This window comes from Thiohalocapsa marina (assembly GCF_008632335.1).
Lineage (GTDB): Bacteria > Pseudomonadota > Gammaproteobacteria > Chromatiales > Chromatiaceae > Thiohalocapsa > Thiohalocapsa marina.
Genome location: NZ_VWXX01000045.1, coordinates 1 through 20,363 on the forward strand (window position 1 = coordinate 1; position 20,363 = coordinate 20,363).

At 65.1% G+C, this 20,363-nt stretch carries 20 protein-coding genes; 16 read left to right on the top strand and 4 right to left on the bottom strand.

Translation table 11 applies throughout. The features are described from left to right. The first annotated feature begins 338 nt into the window (after positions 1 to 338). From F2Q65_RS17735 to ggt, 14 genes are all read left to right on the top strand, one after another. On the top strand, positions 339 to 515 hold the full coding sequence (locus F2Q65_RS17735; RefSeq protein WP_170265799.1) for a DUF533 domain-containing protein: 177 nt from the start codon (positions 339 to 341) through the stop codon (positions 513 to 515). Between the two features lie 50 nt (positions 516 to 565). Further along, on the top strand, positions 566 to 1,498 hold the full coding sequence (locus tag F2Q65_RS17740; protein WP_150094745.1) for a hypothetical protein: 933 nt from the start codon (positions 566 to 568) through the stop codon (positions 1,496 to 1,498). 462 nt (positions 1,499 to 1,960) lie between these two features. Then, positions 1,961 to 2,224 carry a type II toxin-antitoxin system RelB/DinJ family antitoxin gene (locus F2Q65_RS17745; RefSeq protein WP_150094746.1) on the top strand — a complete coding sequence of 88 codons (264 nt, stop codon included), beginning with the start codon at positions 1,961 to 1,963 and terminating at the stop codon, positions 2,222 to 2,224. Next, positions 2,211 to 2,480 carry a hypothetical protein gene (locus tag F2Q65_RS17750; RefSeq protein ID WP_150094747.1) on the top strand — a complete coding sequence of 90 codons (270 nt, stop codon included), beginning with the start codon at positions 2,211 to 2,213 and terminating at the stop codon, positions 2,478 to 2,480. Before F2Q65_RS17745 ends, F2Q65_RS17750 begins: the two co-directional genes overlap by 14 nt. Beyond that, positions 2,477 to 3,829: an HD domain-containing protein gene (locus F2Q65_RS17755; protein ID WP_150094748.1), complete on the top strand. Its 1,353-nt coding sequence runs from the start codon at positions 2,477 to 2,479 to the stop codon at positions 3,827 to 3,829. The genes F2Q65_RS17750 and F2Q65_RS17755 overlap by 4 nt, the downstream gene beginning before the upstream one ends. 77 nt (positions 3,830 to 3,906) lie before the next feature. Then, entirely contained in the window at positions 3,907 to 4,098 is a 192-nt protein-coding gene (locus F2Q65_RS17760; protein ID WP_150094749.1) for a CPXCG motif-containing cysteine-rich protein, read from the top strand. A 146-nt stretch (positions 4,099 to 4,244) separates the two neighbouring features. Beyond that, the gene (locus F2Q65_RS17765) at positions 4,245 to 5,387 is read left to right on the top strand and encodes an SIS domain-containing protein (RefSeq protein ID WP_150094750.1); all 1,143 of its coding nucleotides are present in this window, start codon (positions 4,245 to 4,247) and stop codon (positions 5,385 to 5,387) included. Further along, positions 5,384 to 5,719 carry a hypothetical protein gene (locus tag F2Q65_RS17770; RefSeq protein WP_150094751.1) on the top strand — a complete coding sequence of 112 codons (336 nt, stop codon included), beginning with the start codon at positions 5,384 to 5,386 and terminating at the stop codon, positions 5,717 to 5,719. Before F2Q65_RS17765 ends, F2Q65_RS17770 begins: the two co-directional genes overlap by 4 nt. Positions 5,720 to 6,176: 457 nt before the next feature. Beyond that, on the top strand, positions 6,177 to 6,344 hold the full coding sequence (locus tag F2Q65_RS19560) for a hypothetical protein (protein WP_170265800.1): 168 nt from the start codon (positions 6,177 to 6,179) through the stop codon (positions 6,342 to 6,344). Beyond that, positions 6,341 to 6,532 carry a hypothetical protein gene (locus tag F2Q65_RS17775; RefSeq protein ID WP_150094752.1) on the top strand — a complete coding sequence of 64 codons (192 nt, stop codon included), beginning with the start codon at positions 6,341 to 6,343 and terminating at the stop codon, positions 6,530 to 6,532. Before F2Q65_RS19560 ends, F2Q65_RS17775 begins: the two co-directional genes overlap by 4 nt. 233 nt (positions 6,533 to 6,765) lie before the next feature. Further along, positions 6,766 to 8,322 carry a hypothetical protein gene (locus F2Q65_RS17780; protein WP_150094753.1) on the top strand — a complete coding sequence of 519 codons (1,557 nt, stop codon included), beginning with the start codon at positions 6,766 to 6,768 and terminating at the stop codon, positions 8,320 to 8,322. Then, the gene (locus F2Q65_RS17785; protein ID WP_246156344.1) at positions 8,319 to 9,227 is read left to right on the top strand and encodes an HAD-IIA family hydrolase; all 909 of its coding nucleotides are present in this window, start codon (positions 8,319 to 8,321) and stop codon (positions 9,225 to 9,227) included. The genes F2Q65_RS17780 and F2Q65_RS17785 overlap by 4 nt, the downstream gene beginning before the upstream one ends. A gap of 102 nt (positions 9,228 to 9,329) precedes the next feature. Beyond that, positions 9,330 to 10,829 (top strand): sodium/proline symporter PutP, encoded by a 1,500-nt coding sequence (gene putP, locus F2Q65_RS17790; protein ID WP_150094755.1) that lies wholly within the window; start codon positions 9,330 to 9,332, stop codon positions 10,827 to 10,829. Between the two features lie 347 nt (positions 10,830 to 11,176). After that, the gene (gene ggt, locus F2Q65_RS17795; protein WP_150094756.1) at positions 11,177 to 12,898 is read left to right on the top strand and encodes a gamma-glutamyltransferase; all 1,722 of its coding nucleotides are present in this window, start codon (positions 11,177 to 11,179) and stop codon (positions 12,896 to 12,898) included. Positions 12,899 to 13,122: 224 nt separating this feature from the next. Here ggt and hcp read toward each other — a convergent pair whose 3' ends face one another. Both hcp and F2Q65_RS19750 read right to left on the bottom strand, forming a co-directional pair. Further along, positions 13,123 to 14,751, bottom strand: a complete 1,629-nt coding sequence (gene hcp / locus F2Q65_RS17800; protein ID WP_150094757.1) for a hydroxylamine reductase — start codon at positions 14,749 to 14,751, stop codon at positions 13,123 to 13,125. A gap of 95 nt (positions 14,752 to 14,846) precedes the next feature. Next, positions 14,847 to 15,305 (bottom strand): hypothetical protein, encoded by a 459-nt coding sequence (locus F2Q65_RS19750; protein WP_211354085.1) that lies wholly within the window; start codon positions 15,303 to 15,305, stop codon positions 14,847 to 14,849. Between the two features lie 271 nt (positions 15,306 to 15,576). Here F2Q65_RS19750 and F2Q65_RS17810 point away from each other — a divergent pair, with 271 nt between their 5' ends. Then, complete coding sequence (locus F2Q65_RS17810) at positions 15,577 to 16,323, top strand: acetoacetate decarboxylase (protein WP_150094758.1); 747 nt, start codon at positions 15,577 to 15,579, stop codon at positions 16,321 to 16,323. 402 nt (positions 16,324 to 16,725) lie between these two features. Here F2Q65_RS17810 and F2Q65_RS17815 read toward each other — a convergent pair whose 3' ends face one another. Continuing rightward, positions 16,726 to 17,640 (bottom strand): sulfite exporter TauE/SafE family protein, encoded by a 915-nt coding sequence (locus F2Q65_RS17815; protein WP_150094759.1) that lies wholly within the window; start codon positions 17,638 to 17,640, stop codon positions 16,726 to 16,728. Between the two features lie 279 nt (positions 17,641 to 17,919). On the opposite strand from F2Q65_RS17815, the gene F2Q65_RS17820 reads away from it, so the two are divergent. Then, positions 17,920 to 19,497 carry a sigma-54 interaction domain-containing protein gene (locus F2Q65_RS17820; protein WP_150094760.1) on the top strand — a complete coding sequence of 526 codons (1,578 nt, stop codon included), beginning with the start codon at positions 17,920 to 17,922 and terminating at the stop codon, positions 19,495 to 19,497. An 87-nt stretch (positions 19,498 to 19,584) separates the two neighbouring features. On the opposite strand, the gene F2Q65_RS17825 is transcribed toward F2Q65_RS17820, so the two are convergent. Beyond that, on the bottom strand, positions 19,585 to 20,363 hold a 779-nt coding region (locus F2Q65_RS17825), incomplete at its 5' end, for an Hpt domain-containing protein (RefSeq protein ID WP_150094761.1).

Sequence of the window (20,363 nt, forward strand, 5' to 3'; positions counted from 1 at the left end):
CAACGAACGTGATCGGCTGTTCTTTGCTACGCTCTGTCATTGGTCTGCTCCGCTACCTCGGTTGACGATGCTTCAAGATCATCGCTCATTGTGCCCGCTCTGGGCGCGTTGGAGGAGCGGGGCGGACCATTCCATTACCCTACCGGCTACCGGCTGGTACGATGATCAAGGCCGAGGTGCAGTACCCCCTCAACATCCAGCACGGGAGCAGACCCATGAGTATTGAGCATAGACCTATCAGCCCACTCTGTCCGAATCGATGACCCGATCTGAAGGGGATTAAGACCTGGATAGCCATCGCAAGCGGATGTTTGATCACGACCGTACGTAGACCCGTTTTGAAGGGGCGCACGCCTGCGCAGGCGGCGGAGGTCTACACCGCCTCGGCCTGGATGCTCGACCCGCTCTCCCCGCCCGAGCGCTTCTATCTCGATGCCCTGGCCCGCGCCCTGGGCCTGGAGGCGGCATTGGCGCAGCAGATCGAGGCGGCCGTTGCGGCCAGTGGTGCGGCCTGAGCCGCGTTTGTCGGCGGGAGCCCGCAGCCCCTCGCACAGGAGACCCCACTATGAAACGACGCACACTCTTTCGCGCCCTTGGCGCTTCGAGTCTGTTGAGTTTCGTGTTCCCGGCCTATGGCAGTTATCCAAACCGCCTCTGTCTGCGACCACTCGCCCCCGCGTTCGAGCGCCTGCCCGATGTCGTGGGCAGTGCCATCACGACGCCGACTGCATCGCGCTTCAACGTTTGGGACCTCAACAATTTCCCGCTCTTGATTGGCCTTGGCCCACGTGCCGAAGGGTTTGTGGAGCAGCTCGCGGCCAGCGGCGCAGTGCCGGAAGACGCCGGGCTCTACCGACCGGGTCGCGCCTCCGCCGATGCCGCTGAAGGCTGGCTCGACTTGCGCCTGCAGAAAACCGACAGCGCCATGCTGCTGATCGACCCAGACGACCCAGTGGCGCGTCACGACGCGACGGTCTGGGCGCAGCAGCTTGTGCAAGCCGATGTCTATATCGCGGTGGCCTTGCTGCTCGACAGCCGCGCGTCGGCGCCAGATACCGCCTGGCGCGAAAGCCTGCCGCTCACGGTGATCGAGCTTCAAGCCGCCGATCCCGCGCTGAGCTTCGCAACCGCCATCGAGGCCATGCTGCCCGCGCTGCCGTTTAACCGACGGATCCTCATCGGCGTCGATCCGAGCGACACCCGCTCAGTGCTTCGATCCGGGTCGCGCGCGGTTGCCACCACCGTGCGTTGGCGCGGGCCTGAAGGGCGTGCGCTGGCGCTCGATCAGGCCTTCGCGCGCCTCTCCTCGATCGCGCCCGCCGGCGTCCTGGCCTGGGTGACGACGTGCGCGGAGTACGATCTCTATGAGTTTGATGCCACCTGCAACTTGCTCGTAGAACGGCTCGGCCCGTCGGCGTCGTGCGTGCATGCCCCCTATGTCAACCCAGCATTCGCCCCGGGCGAGCGCCTGCTCAGCCTCACGGTTATTGGCGCATGAGGCTGGCCGTTCATCAAAGTCGCGCTGTCGCCTTCATCGAAGAAGGCGATTAAGACCGCGAAGGGCCAAGCTCGCCGAGCTGGCAGCTGAGCTCGACGGGGATGCTGCTCAGGAAGGGGGCAGTCCTAGGTCGCAGGCACTGGCGTGTCCTCGTCCGCCACCACGCCCGCCGGCCGCGCCAACGCCAGCCGCAATGCCTCCTCCAGACTGCGCTGTGCCGCACGTGCCCCGGCCAGTTTTCACTGAAAATAGTGCAATTAGTTACGATAATTGCCCTTCTCGTCACTGATCGCGGTATTCTTGGCGGCACGGAGGCGGCTGGTCCTGTGAGGGCGGCGGAGCTTCTCTCGACCAGCGCATCGGTTCGCAGCGGCCACCGCGCTCGTTCGGCAGAGATCAGCGCTTAACGGTGCTACAATGTAGCTACACCGTCGCCGCAGTCATTGATAAGGGGAATTCGACTTGCTTTCGAGCGATGTTGTCCGCGCCCGTATCAACAAGCAGCTGAAGGCCGATGCCTCCGAGGTTCTCGAGGCCATGGGCTTGACTATGTCCGATGCAATTCGCTTGTTCCTGCCCCGCATTGCCAGGGACAAGGCTTTGCCGTTTGAGATCAAGGTGCCGAACGCCGAGACGCGCCAAGCGATCGACGCGCTAGAACAGGGGCGGGGAAAGCGCTTCACGCGCGTGCAGGCGCTTATGGACGACCTGAATGCGGAGGTTTGACCGGCTCGACGCCAAAGCGCAGCCGCTCGCCGCAGACTACACCCGCCTTGCGCACGACCTCGCGGCCGGCCGTGCCGAGTCGACCCAGCGCGCCCATCGCGCCGACTGGCAGCGCTTCTGCGACTGGTGCGAGCCGCGTGGCCACCCTGCCCTGCCCGCTTTGCCTGAAATCGTGGCGGCCTATCTGGCGGCCGAGGCCGATGCGGGGCGGAAGGTCGCGACCCTGCGCGTCGCGCCGCAGCGAGACCGCCCATGAACGACCTCATCGCGCATGCCCGGCGCTTTGCGACCGAGGCGCATCAGCGCATCGACCAGCGCCGCAAGTACACCAACCAGCCCTATCAGGAGCATCTGAAGGCGGTGGCCGAGCTGGTGGCGGGCGTCACCGATGACCCCGAGATGATCGCGGCGGCCTGGTTGCACGACACGGTGGAAGACACGCCGGCGACCTTTGGCGACATCGAGCGCGCCTTTGGCCGCAGGGTCCGCGAGCTGGTGGCGCACCTGACCGACGTCAGCAAGCCGGCCGACGGCAACCGTGCGGTGCGCAAGGCCATCGATCGGCATCACACCGCCCAGGCGCCGGTCGAGGCCAAGACCATCAAGCTCGCCGACCTGATCGACAATTGCCGCGACATCTGCCGCCATGACGCCAAGTTCGGGCGCGTCTATCTGGCCGAAGCCGCCGCTTTGCTCGAGGTGCTGGCCGACGCGGATGAGCGGCTCTACCGCTTAGCGCAGAAGACCCTCGCGCAATGCGCCCAGCGCCTCGGTCTGCCCGCCCCGCAGCAGGCTGCGATCGGCGAGGAGGCGTGGCGCCCGCACGGCAACATGGACCTGTCGCAGCGTCGCGCCCTGCGGGTGTTTACCGAGGCCTTCACCGCGCGCGAGGTCGCGCGACCGCTGCGCTCGTTCGACAGCGAGCGCGTCGGGGACGTGCTGGCGCAGCTGGCCACCCGCGCTGAGCTGGAGGTGTTCGGGCTGCGCCGCGATGGGGTCTGCGTCGGCTACCTGTGCGCGCAGAGTCTCCAGGCCCGAGATGGCGAGATGCCGTTTCGCTCCTTCGCCCCCGCGCAAGTGCTGCAGGGCGATGCCGCGCTGTCGGAGGTCATCCATGTCCTGACCCGTTATGATTTCTGTTTCGTCACCGCGATGGGCGATGTCGCCGGCGTGATCTGCCGCGGCGACATGCAGCAGCCGATCGTGCGCATGTGGCTGTTCGGCATCATCACCTTGCTGGAGCTGGAGTTGCTGGAGCGCATCCGCAGCTGCTGGCCCGACGGCAGCTGGACCGAGCGGCTCTCCGCCGGGCGTTTGAGCAAGGCGCAGGCGCTCTTGGAGGAGCGACGGCGCATTGGGCAGCATGTGGATCTGGCCGATTGTCTGCAGCTCTCCGACAAGGCGCAGATCGTCATGGAAGACGAGCAGCAGCGCCTCGCCTTCGGTCTGCGCACCAAGGGGGCGGCCAAGCGCGTCATCAAGGATCTGGAGTCGTTGCGCAACAACCTCGCCCACGCCCAGGACATCGTCAGCCACGACTGGCCGCAGATCGCACGGCTCGCGCAGCGCATCGAGGAGATGTGGGACCGGCATGGGACCCACTAAGTCGACGGCCTGTTGCTGGGCGGTCTGCCGTTCCGCCTGCGGCGGCTGCCTAAGCTCCACGGTCAACGGAGGGCGCCATGCTTGAAGAGCGTCAGGTCCAGTGTCCCTATTGCGGCGAGATCATCGATGCCCAGGTCGATTGCTCCGCCTGCAGTCACAATTATATCGAGGACTGCCCCGTGTGTTGCTGCCCCATCGAATACGAGGCGGAGATCGATGCCGATGGCCGTCTGTGCTCACTGACGGCGTTCCGGGACGATGATGGCTGAACCCTTGTCTCCGGTCGCGGCTGCACGTGCGCTTGCCTTCGCGCTCGGCTGTTGCTGGTATCGGGTACCTTGACGGCGTAACCCGCAGGGCAAGCCATGCCGTCAATGTCGCTCCCGCCCCTGTCAGCTCAGTAGGAGGCTGAACCATGCCGCCAAACGTTGAGAAGCGCCACAGCTGGCGCCTGTACCGCGACGAGATCGAGCGTCAGGGCGCAGCGCTCCAGGCCCGGCTGCAGCCGATCATGGAACAGGCCGAACAGATTGCACGGCGCCTGCCGCTGGAGCGGCTGAGCCAGCTCTATCTGACCGGTTCAGGCGACTCGTACATCGCGGCGGTCTCCTGCCAGTATGCCTACCGCGCGCTTGCCGGCCTGAGCGCCTGGGCGGTCGAGGCCTTCGAGGTGGGGCCCTACCACGCCCCGCTGCTCGCCGCGCAGACCCTGCTGGTCAGCACCTCAATCTCGGGTCGCACCAAGACGGCCACCGCCTCGCTGGGCGAGGCCCGCGCGCGCGGGGCACCGACGCTGCTGATCACCAACACCCCGGGCAGCCCGGCCACCACCCTGGCCGATGATGTGATCGAGCTTCAGGTGCCTTCGATCGACACCAGCGGCTTCATCCCCAGCACCCTGAGCTACATGGCGGGCATGGTCGCCCAGCTCGGCCTGGCTCTGGCCCTTGGCGAGCGGCTGGGCCGGATCGGCCCCGAGCAGGCCGAGCGCTTCCGCGCCGAGCTGGCGCTCGCCCTGGGCAGCCTGAACGCGCTGATCGCCGCCCACGACGGCCCGGTGCGCGCCTTCGCGGCCCGGCTTGCCGGGCGCACGCCCTGCCTGATCGGCGGCGGCAGCCTGTACGGCACCGCGCTGTTCGGCGAGGCCAAGCTGATCGAGTCGGCCATGATCCCGGTCAGCGTGCAGCAGGTCGAGGAGTGGGCCCACATCCGGCGCTTCCTGACCGGCCCGCAGTCGCCCTCCGTCTTCTTGGCCACGCCCGGGCGCAGCCGCCAGCGCATGTTGGAGATCATGGGCGAGGCGCGGGCCCAAGACACCGAGGTGATCGCGGTCGCCGAGGCCGGCGACGCTGAGGTGGCCGCCATCGCCCATGAGGTCTGGCCCGTGCCGGCGCTGAACGTCGAGCCGCTCCAGCCGCTCACGGCGGCGATCCCCATGCAGCTGCTCGCCTACTGGTGCATGGTCGAGCGCGACGTGCGCCCCTTCTACGCCGACATCCGCCCCATCCATATCGGGCTGACCCTTCCGCCAACATCCTCCGATGGAGGCCTGCGATGACTGTCCCAGTACGCCTGCTGAACCGCACCCTGCAAAGTCTCCTGCTCATCGTCTGGCTCGTGCCCCTCGGCGCGTTCGCGCAGTCAGGCCTGCAGCCGTTGCCGCTGGTCAAGCTCGGCACCTGCCCGAGCGGCTACAGCACGAGTGGGGAGTATTGCGTCCCTGGCAAGCAGGCGCGGTTTGCGCTGGAGAAGCGGGGTAACTGCCCGAGCGGCTACTTCACCAGCGGTGCGTACTGCGTGGCCGGGTCGAACGGGCGGGTGGCGATCCCGAGGGTTGGGAGCTGCCCGCCGGGCTGGTCGACGAGTGGCAACTATTGCCTGCGCCGGTGAGGCATTGATGGAGCAGAGGGGATAGTGGCACTCAAGACCAATCGCAGCCGGTAGCGTCCTCAGACCGCTTGATTTGGCGCTACGGGGAAGCCAATTACAGTGCCAGCAGGACTGTATTATGCGCGTATCCAGGGCGAGCGATGGCAGGCTGCGCTGCGCCCAAGGCCTGAGCAGCATCGCGCGCTATGCGGAGTAGCCGGTGCCGGTCGCAGGGCGGCTCCGCCGGTTGTAATCAGGTGCTTCAGGCAAGCGCCGCCCTTGCTGCAGGTCCTCTAAATTGCTAATGAGCCCCTGCGCGAGTACCTGGCCTTCATCCCGGTCGGTCTCGACACCGTCGGGTCGGTGATGCGCGGCTACACACGCCTCGGCAACTGAATCCACACCTGAGCGTCATGCTCCACGAGGCTTCTCCAAGCACCTGATCCAGGATCTGAACGGGCTCTGGCGCGAGGTGATCGTGATCACCTCACAACGCAAGGCCATTCAGGCACTCAAGCGGCTGTCGCCGGACTGGGTGGTGGCGGGGTTCTTCTACGATTTCGGCAAGAACTCTGCCGGCGCCAACGCCAGCAATCTCGATATCTTTCTCGCGGCCTGCGCAAGACGGCGCCAGCGGCGCACGTGATCGTGCTGGTTGGCAAGGAGCAGGCCCGGTACATCCCGTTGCTCGCCGAGCATTTTCCGCTACCTGCCGTGCTGACGCTGCCGGTGACCGAGAGAGACATCGAGGCTATCCTAGGTGGCACCAATGTCAGGTCTCGATCGAGCGAAGGCGCCGGCACCAGGCAGAACGCGAACGACGATTGCGTTTGAACCCGGTCCGTCGTCGCAAGCTCCCGCCGGACGCAGCTGCTGACGTCCTCGTGCCCCATCGTCCGCCGTGTCCAAATTCGCGTTCCAGTACTCGGCAACGCTGGATTTTTGCTCAATCCTGTGGCAGCTTTGCTGCCCCAGCTGGGCCTTGACCACTCGTCAATCCGCGCTAACCTTAACAGCAGAGGCGATCCGGTTCCCTGTCCGTTTTTCACATCGGAGGGCACGGTCTAATGTTCTCCAAGACCTTGCTGCGTGGTCTATTCATGTGCGCCATCGCCGCACTCTGTTCAATCCCCGCGATGGCTCAGACGTTCGATCAGAATATCGGTTCGCGGGAAAGGCCCATCGGCATTCGCTGGTGGCAGAGGCACCTCCGCGACCCCTCAGTGGAGAAGTTCATTGCCCGTCTTGAAGAGGATGGCATTATCGTCACAAAGGGAGACCCCATCAAATTCGATCCCATCGGAAAATTCTGCGACGGCAACTATCCAAACGCGCTCTATGCCAACTACGGGGCGCCGTATACCGCGGCGGCATTAGGACCCTCCCCGCGCGCCATCGGCGGCTTGCCGGAAGAGGTCAAGGAGGTCGCACTCGAGCTGCCCATCATCCGGCTCGCCCCCGACGAGGCCGTTGTTCTGGTTGGCATGACGCCGCCTCCGGAGGCCTATTTCAGTTATCAGATCTATCTCGCCACCCGGTGGTATACGAATGAGACAGAACCTGGAAAAAATAGAATTGAACTGCTGCTGAACAGTCTCGGCGACACGGTCAACATGCAGACCATAAAGACGATCGGTCTCAAGCCCTTCGAGCGTCCCATGGTGTTCATCTACACGGCCGATCGGGGAATCGACGCCCGGGTCCGAGCCGCCCTGCGCCGCGCCGGCTACCCCGCCCAGATCATCAACACCATCGTGATTCCTTCCGCGACCCTGAAGCTCGGCTTCGAGTCGGATAGCGATACCTTCCTCATCGCCAACCGCAATGCCCTCTGGGTGGATCCTCTGGCCGGTGAAGCGTATGTGGAGAACCCGACCTACCAGGTCTTTCGACTGACACCTGAGCCCGAGGCGGTGCTGAACCCGTTCCCGGCTCCTCCACTGCGGACCCGGGGCACCGGCCAGACCGAAATCGACCTGACGCCGGCGCTCGCCCGACTTCGTGCGGCCATCATTCAGCAATATGCAATCTTCGGGTGCACCGCCAAAGAGTACGTCACCAAAACGGTCGCCTACGAGGGGTACGACTTCACCCAGCGCAAGGTCACGACCCTCGGCGACACCCGCGACGCCCTGTACCTCGGCGCCGGGACCCTTCCGGAGTTTGATCTCGACGATGAGATGATGCTCACAGAAGGCGAGTTCCTCATCGCCTACGGACTCAACCACATGGCCACTGGCAAGGCGACCTACGTCAACCTCAACGCCTACACCAGCGGGCCCTCGAAAATGGCCCTGGGCAGTGCGTTCCCCGACGACCTGGAGGGCAGCGCCTATCAGTACCTGTCCTGGGACGACCCGGACAGCGAGTTGACCTACGCCTACAAGATCTCCCGCGACTGCAGGATCGACGAGGAGACGAACGAACCGTTCTGCCTGCAGCTCGCAGTCCCTGTCGCCGGCTGCACAAACAAGGATGGAAGCGAGATACTCACGGATACGAGCCCACTCGGGGTCATATTCCGGCTCTACCTGGAACCGCCCACCAGCATCGGTGCGGCATGCCCGGAGGTCGTCTACGACCAGGTCATCAAGTTCACATGCGCCCAGGGTACTGGCGCTTGAGTCAGCGAAGAGCGCCTTCGGGCGCCCACCCGTCCACCAGGATCGCCTCAATCACCGCCCGCAAGGGCGAGCCGCGCCATCGGTCCATCCGGGGCCTGCTGCTGGACATGGATGGTGTGCTCTATCACGGCGACGCGCCGCTGCCGGGCGCGCTGGAGTTCTTGCAGCGCATCGCCGGGCTGCCGCACGTCTTTGTCACGAACAATCCGCGGCGTACGCCCGAGGAGGTCGCGGCACGGCTGGCGGCCATGGGGCTGCCAAGGCCGGAGCCCAGCCTGATCCTGACCTCCGCCATCGCCACCGCCGAGCGCCTGGCCCTGGAGAAGCCGGGTTTCTCCTGGTTCGCCATCGGCGAGGGCGGTCTGGAGGCGGAGCTGTCCAGGCTGGGCGAGCGGGATCCGGAGGCCGCGGACTTCGTCGTGGTCGGCGAGGGTCCGGGCATCGATTTCGAGCGTCTGACCCTGGCCATCAACCTGGTGCTGCAGCGCGGCGCGCGACTGGTGGTGACCAATCCGGACACGAGCGTCGATGATACCCATGACGGCCGGCACCGCGTGCTGCCGGGCGGCGGCGCCCTGGTGGCGCCCATTGCCGTCGCCTGCGGTGTCGAGCCGCTGGTCATCGGCAAGCCCGAGCCCGCATTGTTCGAGATGGCCTGCCGGCGGCTGGGCCTGGCGCCTGCGCACTGCGTGATGATCGGTGACCGGCCGGATACGGACATCGCCGGTGCCTTGCGCCTCGGCATGCGTGCGGCACTGGTGCGCACCGGCCGCTTTCGGCCCGACGAAGACTGGCCCGAGGCGCTGCCGCGCCCCCAATGGGACCTGCCCGATCTGCCCGGCCTGCTGCACGCGCTCGAACCGCTGTTGCCAACCTCAGATCAGCGCCCACCGGACCCGCGCTGATAACCATTCGCGCCGCGCCATGCCCACAGCACAAGACCTGAGGCCAAAGTCATGTTAGATTTTCGCCACAAGCCCACAACCGCGAGACACTGATTGCCACGCATGATTGAGTTCGATCCCGCCGTCTTTGCCACCTTCGCTGCCTATCTGCTGCTCATGCTGACCATCGGCCTTTGGGCCTATCGGCGCACCGCCGATTCCGCCGGCTATTTCCTCGGCGGCCGCAGCCTTGGCCCTTGGCCCGCCGCGCTCTCCGCCGGCGCCTCCGACATGAGCGGCTGGCTGCTGCTCGGCCTGCCCGGCTTCGCCTTTGTCTCCGGCCTAGAATCACTCTGGCTCGCCGGGGGACTGCTGCTCGGCACCTGGCTGAATTGGCTGCTGCTCGCACGCCGGCTGCGCGTCTACAGCGTCGAGGCCAACAATGCGCTCACCATCCCCGAGTTTTTTGCCAACCGCTTCGGCGACCGCGCGCATCTGCTGCAGGCCGTTGCCGCCTTTTTCGTGTTGCTGTTCTTCCTGTTCTATACCAGCTCCGGCCTGGTCGCGGCCGGCAAGCTCTTCGAGACCGTCTTTGGGCTCGACTATCAGCTCGCGGTGATCGTCGGTACCCTATTCATCGTCTCCTACACCCTATTCGGCGGCTTTCTCGCCGTGTCCTGGACCGACTTCGTGCAAGGGCTGTTGATGGCCGCGGCGTTATTGATCGTGCCGGTGATTGCGATTCAAAGCGATGGCGGCTGGGCAGCGATGACCGAGACGCTGCGCACGCACAATCCCGAGCTGATGCAGCTGTGGACCGACAACCAGGGCCAACCGCTGACGCTGATAGCGATCGTCTCGCTCGCCGCCTGGGGCCTCGGCTACTTCGGCCAGCCGCACATCCTGGCACGCTTCAAAGGCATTCGCAGTGCCAGCGACGTGCCCAGCGCGCGGCGCATCGCGGTGAGCTGGACCGCGCTGAGCCTGACCGGCGCGGTGCTGGTCGGCCTTGCTGGTCTGGCCTATGTCGAGACCCATCTGCAGACCCCGCTCGCCGATGCCGAGACCATCTTCATGGTCCTGGTCGAGGCCCTGTTCCACCCGGTGATCGCCGGCATCCTGCTGGCCGCGATCCTGGCCGCGATCATGAGCACCGCCGACTCGCAACTGCTGGTCTCCTCCTCGGCGCTCGCGGAGGATCTCTATCGGCAGTTGCTGCGCAAACACGCCAGTCAGCGCGAGCTGGTGCTGGTCGGGCGCGCGGCGGTGGTGTTGCTCGCCTTGGTGGCCTTGCTGCTAGCGACAAATCCGGACAGCACGGTGCTGGGGCTGGTGGCCTACGCCTGGGCCGGCTTTGGGGCTGCGTTCGGCCCGGTGCTCTTGATCAGCCTCTACTGGAAGCGCATGAACTGGCCCGGCGCCATCGCCGGCGTGCTCACCGGCGGCCTGGTGGTGGTGATCTGGAAGCAGCTCGAGGGTGGGCTCTTCGATCTCTATGAGATCGTGCCTGGCGTGGTCCTGGCCAGCCTCGCGATCGTCGTCGCCAGCCTGCTCACGGCACCACCGACAGCGGCCATGCTGGAGGGTTTCGAGCGCTATCGACGGGCGCTGCGGGAAGCCTGAACGCTATGCAACAACCGCAAGCGGTCGCGGTGACCAAGTCGCTGCTCACGTGCGCCGCGAACATGGCCCATGCCGCTGCGCTGTGGTGACGGCGCATGCCGGCCATGCAGAGGGTCGGCATGCACTGTTGCCACTGAGAGTCAGAAGCTGTAGATCGCGATTAGCCGCCAATGGCTCATGGTGGCGTCGGCCCTGTTGCCGGTCACCGGGTTGACGAAGCCGTCGTAATCGCTGGTCTGGTTGACATAGAAGGTTCTGATGGTCAGCCCTTTGAAATGAAAGAGGCAGGTTCAGTGGGTCGAACCCGATCTGGTCCGACAGGTCACGCCCGCTTGGCGGGCTGTGTCATGGCGTTGGTTCTGGCCGCGCTGCCGATGGCATTGCAGGCCGATCCCCCACCCGATCCCCCACCCGATCCCGAAGCGGCGGTATCGGTTTCACGCCATACCCTGGCCGAAGCAAAGAAGTTCATGGTGTCGGCCGCTAACCCGCTGGCGACCCGGGCGGGGGTGGGTATTCTCGAGCGGGGGGGTAACGCGGTCGATGCCGCCATTGCCGTGCAACTGGTTTTGGGCCTGGTCGAGCCCCAATCGTCAGGCATCGGGGGCGGTGGCTTTATGCTCGTTTACGACCAGGCTGACCAGCGTCTGACCAGTTTTGATGCGCGTGAAACTGCGCCCAAACGCGCTCATTATCGGCAATTCGTCCACCAGGACAAAGTCTTGTCCTGGCCAGAGGCAGTCAATAGCGGGCTGTCCGTTGGCGTGCCGGGGCTGCTCCGCGGTCTGGCCGAGATGCACAAGGCCCATGGTCGGCTGCCCTGGGCGGTGTTGTTCGAACCTGCAATTTCAATGGCTGAACAAGGGTTCGAGGTGTCACTGCGGCTGCATGGTCTCTTGGCCCGCAGCAACGGGTTGAAGGGCAGCACTTCGGCAAGCGCGTATTTTTATCGTGATGGCAAGGCGCTGCCGGTAGGGTACCGTTTGCTCAATCTGGAACTGGCTCGGGTCTATCGTCAGGTGGCGCAGCACGGGGCAGATGCATTCTATACCGGTGAAATTGCCCTGGCTATTGTCGATGCCGTCGGTGCGCATGACCGCCCGGGGTCTCTTTCACTGGATGATATGGCCTCGTACCGGGTGATTCGCCGCGAGCCCCTTTGTACGGATTATCGGGGGTATACCTTGTGTGGCAGCGGTCCACCCAGCTCAGGTCCGCTCGCCGTGATGCAGATAATGGGGATGCTGTCGCATACGCCGGTTCTTGAACATGCCCCCGATTCGCCCCAGGCCGTGCATTACTTTGCCGAAGCGGGCAAGCTAGCCTATGCTGATCGAGATGTGTACGTTGCCGATCCTGATTTTGCCGATGTGCCCGTCAAAGCCTTGCTCCACCCCGAGTACCTCGCACAGCGGGCCGCACAAATTTTGCCCGACCAGGCCATGAAAAAGGCCTTGCCCGGCTCACCGCCCGGCATCGACCCGGCAGAATTTGGACTGGACGAGTCGGCCGAGTTGCCATCGACCACGCACATCTCTGTCGTCGACGCACAGGGCAATGCCGTGTCCATGACAACGTCAGTAGAGTCGGCATTTGGCAACAAAATGCTGGTCAGGGGTTTCTTGCTGAATAACCAGCTGACTGATTTTTCGCTGGCAGGGGTGGATGGGAAAGGTCGTCCCTTGTTGAATCGGGTCGAACCTGGCAAGCGGCCCCGCAGTACCATGGCGCCCATGATGGTGTTTCGTGATGGGCAGCTGCACATGTTGATCGGGGCGCCGGGTGGTACGGCGATCATCAATTATGTCGCCAAGACGTTGCTCGGGGTCCTGGGGTATGGCCTGGATATTCAACAGGCCATTGAGTTGCCGAACCGGGGCAGCCGAAACTACGGCACCGAACTTGAGGAAGGGACGTCATTGAGCGGGATTGTCGCCGCGTTGAAGAGCAAGGGGCACGAGTTGAAGATCAGGCCTTTGCCCAGCGGTCTGCAAGGTATCGTGCGAACGAAAAACGGCTGGCAGGGGGGCGCAGACCCTCGTCGCGAGGGGCTGGCGCTAGGGCGTTGAGCTGGTGCTGTTTTAACCGCGACGGCCCTTGCCGAGTATCCACTTGCCTGCCTCGCCCTCGACCAGTTCCCAGAGCGCATGTGCGTCAACGGTCTCTTCAGCTTCCCGAACACGCTTTGCCCGCCCAATGCGAAGACGCAAGCCCAGCCCTCCTACCTGAGGTCCGCGAGGGCTACTGCTGTCGGCCAGAACTAAACCGCTATCGCGCACGCAGGCCTGTCGGCTCAAGCAGCCGCCATCATCGCCGTCACATCCTCCTCCACGCGACCAATCGGCTTGATGTCGAAGGTCTCGATCAGCACCTTGGCCACGTTCGGCGACAGGAAGGCCGGAAGCGTCGGGCCGAGGCGGATGTGCTTCACCCCCAGATGCAGCAGCGCCAGCAGCACGATGATCGCCTTCTGCTCGTACCAGGCGATGTCATAGGAGATCGGCAGCTCGTTGATGTCATCCAGCCCAAACACCTCCTTCAGCTTCAGCGCGACGAAGGCCAGCGAGTAGGAGTCGTTGCACTGGCCGGCGTCGAGCAGGCGCGGGATGCCACCGATATTGCCCAAATCCAGCTTGTTGAAGCGGTACTTGGCGCAGCCGGCGGTCAGGATCACCGCATCTTGCGGCAGGGCCTGTGCGACGTCGGTGTAGTAGCTGCGCTCCTTGTGCCGACCGTCGCAGCCGCCCATGACGACGAAGCGCTTGATGGCGCCCGTCTTGACCGCATCGACCACTTGATCGGCCAGCGCCATGACCTGGGCATGGGCGCAGCCGGTGGTGATCTCACCCTGCTCCAGCTCGATCGGTGGCGGGCAGGTCTTGGCCTGTGCGATGATCGCCGAGAAGTCCTTGGCGCCGCCCTCGGGACGATCGGCGATGTGCTTGACGCCCGGCCAGCCGGTCATGCCGGTGGTGTAGATCCGATCGCGATAGGCGCTCTTGACCGGGGTGATGCAGTTGGTGGTCATCAGGATTGGGCCGTTGAAGGCGGCGAACTCCTTGTCCTGCTGCCACCAGGCATTGCCGTAGTTGCCGACGAAATGCGGATACCGCTTGAACGCTGGATAGGCATGCGCCGGCAACATCTCGCTATGAGTGTAGATGTCGACCCCGCTATCGACGCTCTGCTCGAGCAAGTCTTGCAGGTCCTTGAGATCATGACCGGAGATCAGGATGCCGGGGCGCGTGCCGACGCCGAGCTTGACCTGGGTGATCTCAGGGTTGCCGTAGGCGCGGGTATTGGCCTCATCGAGCAGCGCCATCGCGGTGACGCCGACGGCACCGCATTCCATCACCAGCGCGGTCATCTCATCGATGCTCAGCTCCCGGGTGGTCGCCGCCAGGGCCTTGATCATGAAGGCATAGATCTCGGGCTTCTCCAAACCGAGGATGGCGGCATGGTCGGTATAGGCGGCCATGCCCTTGACGCCATAGACCAGCAGCTCGCGCAGCGAGCGCAGGTCTTCGTTGGGCTGCGACAGCACGCCAACCTCGGCGCCCTTGGCGGCATAGATGGCCGGACTGCCAGTCCAGCTCACCTCATCGCGATCGCTCTGATAGCCGAGACTTGCCTTGAGCGCGTCACGCTTGGCGATGGTGGCCTGGATCAGGCTATTGAAGCGAGCCGGATCGAAATTGGCATTGGTGATGGTGGCGAACAGGGCCTGGGCGATGAAGGGGCCAACGGACGCATCCGGCTGGCCTTGGCGCTGCGCCTCCTCGGCGACGACGGCCAGGCCCTTGAGCAGGTAGACCAGAAGGTCATGCTGCACGGCGATGCTCTCGGTCTTGCCACAGATGCCCTTGGTGGTGCAACCCGTGCCCTTGGTGGCCTCTTCACATTGGAAACAGAACATACTCATTGAAAGACTCGGTCCGCTAACGGTAGTTTGGGTGGCGATGCTAGGATCGACAGGGCCAGTCTCTCAACTCAGAGGGGGATGCGACTTGACCATGATCAAGCCTGTTTTCGGCCTCGGATGAGGCGCCTTTGGCAGCCACGCGCTGATGGCTTCCGCTGACTGACGGCGATCGCCTGCTGACACCGGTCGCGGCCTTCGCCGATGACAGCCTGATAGTGGTCGCACTCATTGGGCACAGCACTCATAGAGCCTGGGTCGACCGACACGCCCGGCCCTGCCCTCCGCAACTTAGGATCACCGCCCACATCGCTCATGCGCAGCAGCTCCTCGACACCGCCCGGCGTGTAGCGCTTGAAATAGGTGCGTACCGTCTCGGGGTCCAACGGCCGCGCATCGGCCACATCAGGCGCACTGCGTCCCTGCCCAGGCAGTATGACCGCATTGAGCCGATACGCCTCGCGGCGATGTCCAGATGCCAGTGGGGCGCGCGGCGATGCGGACATGATGCCGACAAGGTGCTGCGACACCGCCGGGGCCGAGGGCGCTGCCGACATGGACCAGGACGCCATTCCCGAGCGTCAGATCGCCCAGCCGCCCGATCCGGACGGACTGCGCCTTCTTGGGCGTGAGCAGGACTGCATAGGTGCCGGGGCCCCCATCGCCTGTCGTCGGCGCTCGCGTTTGCCGTGTCGTCGCCATCCCCTGCGCTCACCTTCCCAACTGACGCTCATACGCCATACTGAGGCTGTGCCCTTCTTCGACAACGGGCCGCGCCTCGGGGCACCCAGCGAGGCAGCCCAACGCAGACAGGCAGGTGCCATTCGTATGGACAGTTCCACCATCCGCCGTCAGGCCTTCGCCATGCCCTTTGGCAACCCGGCTTACCCACCCGGTCCGTATCGCTTTGTCGACCGCGAGTATTTCATCCTGACCTATCGCACGGATGCGGACAAATTGCGTGCGGTGGTACCGGAGCCACTGGAACTGGCGGAGCCGCTGGTGTACTACGAGTTCATTCGCATGCCCGACTCCACCGGCTTTGGTGATTACACCGAGAGCGGCCAGGTGATTGCCGTGCGTTACCAGGGACAGCCGGGCAACTACACCCATGCGATGTATCTGGATGGGCATCCGGCCATCGCTGGCGGACGCGAGCTCTGGGGATTTCCAAAGAAGCTCGCCAAGCCGCGCCTGGCGGTGCACACCGACACCCTGGTCGGCACCCTGGACTATGGTCCGCTCCGGGTGGCCACCGGGACCATGGGCTACAAGCATGCACCGCTCGATCCCGTCGAAGTGCAGCGCGGTCTCAGCGAGACGCCCAATTTCCTGCTGAAGATCATCCCCCATGTCGACGGCACGGCGCGCATCTGCGAGTTGGTGCGCTATGCGCTCGGCGACGTCCGGGTCAAGGGCGCCTGGTCTGGACCGGGGGCGCTGGCCCTGTTTCCGCATGCCCTGGCGCCCGTGGCCGACCTGCCGGTGCTGGAGGTGGTCGCGGCCAGGCATCTGATCGCGGATCTGACGCTGAATCTCGGCGAAGTGGTTGTCGACTATCTCCATGCGGCGTGAAGCCAGCGGAGGCCCATTGTCACCATGACCGTACAGAAACACCACGGACGCTGGGCGCTGCCCTGCGCTGAGCGCACCTTAGGGAAACGCTGACCTATTCAGCGTCTCCTTAGCGCAACTGCTGTTTGGCCGCTTATTCACAACGGCTGTGGATAACCCTGTGCGCAGAGGCTGGGTCGATGGGCTAAGCCCCGAGTCCAGCTCAGATTCGACTCGGATTGGTCAAGAAGTGACCAGGGCGCCGGCCGCGATCTGCTTCCTCGCCCGCGACGATGACCGGAGCGCGTCCTTCCCGCCGACAGCGCCCCTGAGCGCGTGCAGGCCAGCCATCGGTCGTCAGGGGCGGCTGTTCGTCGGCGAGCCCGGCCGTCCGGGCGCATCCCTGTTGCTGGCACTTGCTGCTCAGCCAATAAGCTTGGCGAGGGAGACCAGCCCGAGCGCGAGGGTAACCAGACCCACGGCAGTCCGGATGCTCGACTCGGGCAGGCGCTTGACGGTGAGTGTCGCCACCGGCACCGAGAGCAGTGCCCCCAAGGCCAAGGGGGTGGCGAGCGACCAGTCGAGCCCGCCCGTCAGCCACAGATAGCCGGCCAGCCCCACCAGGCATGTGAAGGCCTCGGCGATGCAGGTGATGGCCACTGCCTGTTTCGCCGGCAGCCCCGAGATGATCTGGCCCGCGGTGGCCAGCGGACCATAGCCGCCGCCGGACAGGCCCTTGTTGAAGGCCGCCACCAGCCCCACGGCGACGACGTTGCCAGCGCGGTAGGGAATCCGCCGCCTGCGCGTTGCCAGGATGAGCACGCCCATGGTCAGCACGATGGTCACGATGGCGACGGAGAGCCAGAACTTCGGGATGGAGATCGCCAGCGTGACGGCGGTCAGGGCGCCGGCGGCACTGAGCAGGCTGAGCAAGAGCACGGTGCGCCGGGCCTGGGTGTCGCGCAGCAGGTTCAGATTGCCGTCATGGTGGTGCAACGCACCGGCCGTGATCCCCGTGAGCAGCTCGGAGAACAGCACGGCGGGCACGATCTGCAAGGGCTCGAATCCTGCCAGTAGCAGGAGCGGCGTGAGCGTGGTCCCATAGCCCATGCCCAGGCTGGAGTCGATGTACTCGCAGACCAGGGCGCCAAGGAAGACCGCGAGCAGGGTCTCGGCGGCCATGCCCTCGAGAAAATTCGGCAGCAGGGCCCACTCCGGCTCGAGATCGTGCAGGATGATTAGCGCAAGCACCGACGCGACGGCGACCAGCCAGAGATGCAAGCGACGGCGGTGCCAACTGTAGACCTGTCCGAGGGTGAGGACGGCTTCGCGAACCATGATGTACCTCCGTTGCTGATTGGCAGGATTCAGGCTGTCACAGGCGTGAGGCTTCGTGCCTCGTGGTTTATTGATCAGCTTTCGTGCCAATGTGTCTGCTGTCTGAGCGCTTGACCCAGAGTGGATTGACTTTAAAAGTCTTTTCCAGCTTTTGGCCTGTCTCAGCATCCCTGTGCCGATGGTTTGCAGCCGCCGCAGGGCACAAAACCGTTGAATATCACGGATAAGCTATACTCAGCGATAGATTTCCCGTGCTATTTCCTTCGAGATTCCGCCGTCATGCAGCGTTTCCTGCCACTCTTGCTGGAGGTCTGGCAACAGGCCTGCCGCGACATCCATATCGATCGATCAGCGCCGGCCATCGCCGCCGTGCTGGCGCGGCGACTGCCGCTGCAACGCCTGCTGCTGTATCAGCTCGACCCCGAGCGCGACTGCCTCAGGTGCCTTGCCCGGGTACAGGTGAGCGCATCGGTGGTGCTGGAGTCGGCCGGCATTGAGTCGGAGCTCACCAGAGAGGCCTTTCGACGTATCGCGCGCTGGTGCGACCGGCGTGGGGTCATCCGCGGCAGCACAGACGCGCTGGAGCGTGATCTGCCGGGTCTGCGCTTGAGCGATCTCGCGGGCAGCCTCATGGCCGGCGGCCTTGTTTCCGAAGGGGTTTCCGAAGGGGGCTCTGAGGGAGCCGGCCTGGGTGTCGTGGTGTTGCAGGCGGCGGATACAGCGGACTTCGATGAAACGCACGAGCCCCTGCTCGCAGCGCTGCTGGACCCACTGGGTGTGGCAATGCAAAACGACCGGACCGTGCGCGAGCTGTCTGCGCTGCGAGCGTCGGCTGAGGCCGATCGCACCGCGCTGCTGACGCGACTCGGGCGGGAGGACATCACGGACAGCGTCGTTGGGGCCGACGCGGGGCTGCGCCAAGTCATGTGTGGCATTGAGCTGGTTGCGCCCAAGGATACGCCAGTGCTCATCCTCGGCGAGACCGGCGCCGGCAAGGAGGTCGTGGCGCGGGCCATTCACAGGGGCTCGCGCCGCGCGGCTGGTCCCTTTCTGCGTGTCAACTGCGGCGCCATCCCGCCGGAACTGGCCGATTCGGAGCTGTTCGGGCACGAGCGCGGCAGCTTCACCGGGGCCTCGATGCAGCGTCAGGGGTGGTTCGAGCGCGCCGACGGCGGCACGCTGTTTCTGGACGAGATCGGTGAGCTCCTGCCCGCGCTACAGGTGCGGCTGCTGCGCGTGCTGCAGGATGGGACCTTCGAGCGTGTCGGTGGTCAGCGTCAGCTGCGCGTGGATGTGCGCGTCGTCGCGGCCACCCATCGCGATCTGGCGGCCATGGTGGCGGCCGGGCGCTTTCGAGCCGATCTCTGGTATCGCATCAACGTCTTCCCGCTCGTTCTGCCGGCCCTGCGCGAGCGTCTGGAGGATATCCCCGCGATGGCCGCGCACTTTGCCCTGCGGGCCGCCAAGCGCCTCGGCCTCAGCCCGCAGCTGCCCACGGCCGAGGATCTGCAGCTCCTGCGGGCCTACCCCTGGCCCGGCAATGTGCGCGAGCTCTCGGCGGTGATCGAGCGGGCCGCGATCCTGGGCAATGGCGGCCCGCTGCAGATCCGAACCGCCCTGGGAGTGGACATGCCGACGGTGGCGCGGGAGCAGGTGCGGGCCGAGACGCCAGAGCCGGACCAGAGCCTGGACGATGCAGTCCGTCGGCATATCGAGGCGGCCTTGACCGACTGTCTCGGACGCATCGAAGGGCCCTTCGGCGCCGCACGCCGGCTCGAGGTCAATCCGCATACGCTGCGCGCGCGCATGCGACGGCTCGGGATCGACTGGCGCCGGTTTCGGCCGGCGCAGCTCTAGGGAGACGCTGATTTATTGGCCTCCTGGTCAAAAATAAGATGCCAAACAGGCGGCGATCAAGGATTACGTCCAGTGCAACCGTCATTACTAGCTGGGCAAGGTACTTTTCTGTATGAGCTGCTCGATCAGGGACTCCGCGGCGTCGAAATCGTAGTCCTCGAGCGCCGCCTGCAACGGCTCCAGCTCGGCGGAGAGCCCGGCCGCGCCGAGCAGATCCCGTTCCTCCTCGAGACGGGTGGCCGCGGCAAAGCTGGAGTCGGCGATCAAGCGCGCGAGCTCAGCAAGCACCTGAGCGACACGCTCGGGCTCGACCTGCTGCAATGCAGCGGTCGATCCCTGCGGGGCCGTTGCCGGTGCCAGAGGCACTTCCGCCGGCAGACTGCCGATGGCCTCGAGCACCCGCCCAAGCGCCTGCCGGACCGCCGTCCTGGCCTGCGGTTCGGCTCGCTGCGCCTGTGCCGCCGCCTCGAGTCGCTCGCAACTCTGCTGCAGGGCCTCGGCACCGATGTTGCCTGCCACGCCCTTGAGGCTGTGGATGATGCGCTGCGCCGCCGTCCAGTCGCCGGCGCTGGCGGCGGCATCAAACTGCTCCAGGCTGTCGGCCTGGTCCTGGGCGGTCTTGCGCAGCAGCTTCAGATAGAGTGCATGATTGCCCTGCATGCGCTTGAGGCCGGCGGCGGTGTCGATGCCGTCCAGCGCTGGCAGCGCAGGCAGCTCTGGCTCAGGCTTCTGTGCCTCTGACGCCACGAGCTGGATGGGCACGGGTTGGCTCGCCACGGCCAGGGCTGGCGCAGACGGCCTGATCCAGCGCGCCATGGTCGAGAACAGCTCGGCGACATTGATGGGCTTGGCGATGTGGTCGTTCA

What these genes read in the sequence shown, in the direction of transcription:
- F2Q65_RS17815 (WP_150094759.1), bottom strand. Translation starts at nt 17,640, where the DNA reads ATGGTTCGCGAAGCCGTCCTCACCCTCGGACAGGTCTACAGTTGGCAC.
- F2Q65_RS17770 (WP_150094751.1), top strand. Translation starts at nt 5,384, where the DNA reads ATGACTGTCCCAGTACGCCTGCTGAACCGCACCCTGCAAAGTCTCCTG.
- F2Q65_RS17750 (WP_150094747.1), top strand. Translation starts at nt 2,211, where the DNA reads ATGCGGAGGTTTGACCGGCTCGACGCCAAAGCGCAGCCGCTCGCCGCA.
- F2Q65_RS17810 (WP_150094758.1), top strand. Translation starts at nt 15,577, where the DNA reads ATGGACAGTTCCACCATCCGCCGTCAGGCCTTCGCCATGCCCTTTGGC.
- F2Q65_RS17760 (WP_150094749.1), top strand. Translation starts at nt 3,907, where the DNA reads ATGCTTGAAGAGCGTCAGGTCCAGTGTCCCTATTGCGGCGAGATCATC.
- F2Q65_RS17755 (WP_150094748.1), top strand. Translation starts at nt 2,477, where the DNA reads ATGAACGACCTCATCGCGCATGCCCGGCGCTTTGCGACCGAGGCGCAT.
- F2Q65_RS17780 (WP_150094753.1), top strand. Translation starts at nt 6,766, where the DNA reads ATGTTCTCCAAGACCTTGCTGCGTGGTCTATTCATGTGCGCCATCGCC.
- hcp (WP_150094757.1), bottom strand. Translation starts at nt 14,751, where the DNA reads ATGAGTATGTTCTGTTTCCAATGTGAAGAGGCCACCAAGGGCACGGGT.
- F2Q65_RS17740 (WP_150094745.1), top strand. Translation starts at nt 566, where the DNA reads ATGAAACGACGCACACTCTTTCGCGCCCTTGGCGCTTCGAGTCTGTTG.
- F2Q65_RS17765 (WP_150094750.1), top strand. Translation starts at nt 4,245, where the DNA reads ATGCCGCCAAACGTTGAGAAGCGCCACAGCTGGCGCCTGTACCGCGAC.
- ggt (WP_150094756.1), top strand. Translation starts at nt 11,177, where the DNA reads ATGGCGTTGGTTCTGGCCGCGCTGCCGATGGCATTGCAGGCCGATCCC.
- F2Q65_RS17820 (WP_150094760.1), top strand. Translation starts at nt 17,920, where the DNA reads ATGCAGCGTTTCCTGCCACTCTTGCTGGAGGTCTGGCAACAGGCCTGC.
- F2Q65_RS19750 (WP_211354085.1), bottom strand. Translation starts at nt 15,305, where the DNA reads ATGTCGGCAGCGCCCTCGGCCCCGGCGGTGTCGCAGCACCTTGTCGGC.
- putP (WP_150094755.1), top strand. Translation starts at nt 9,330, where the DNA reads ATGATTGAGTTCGATCCCGCCGTCTTTGCCACCTTCGCTGCCTATCTG.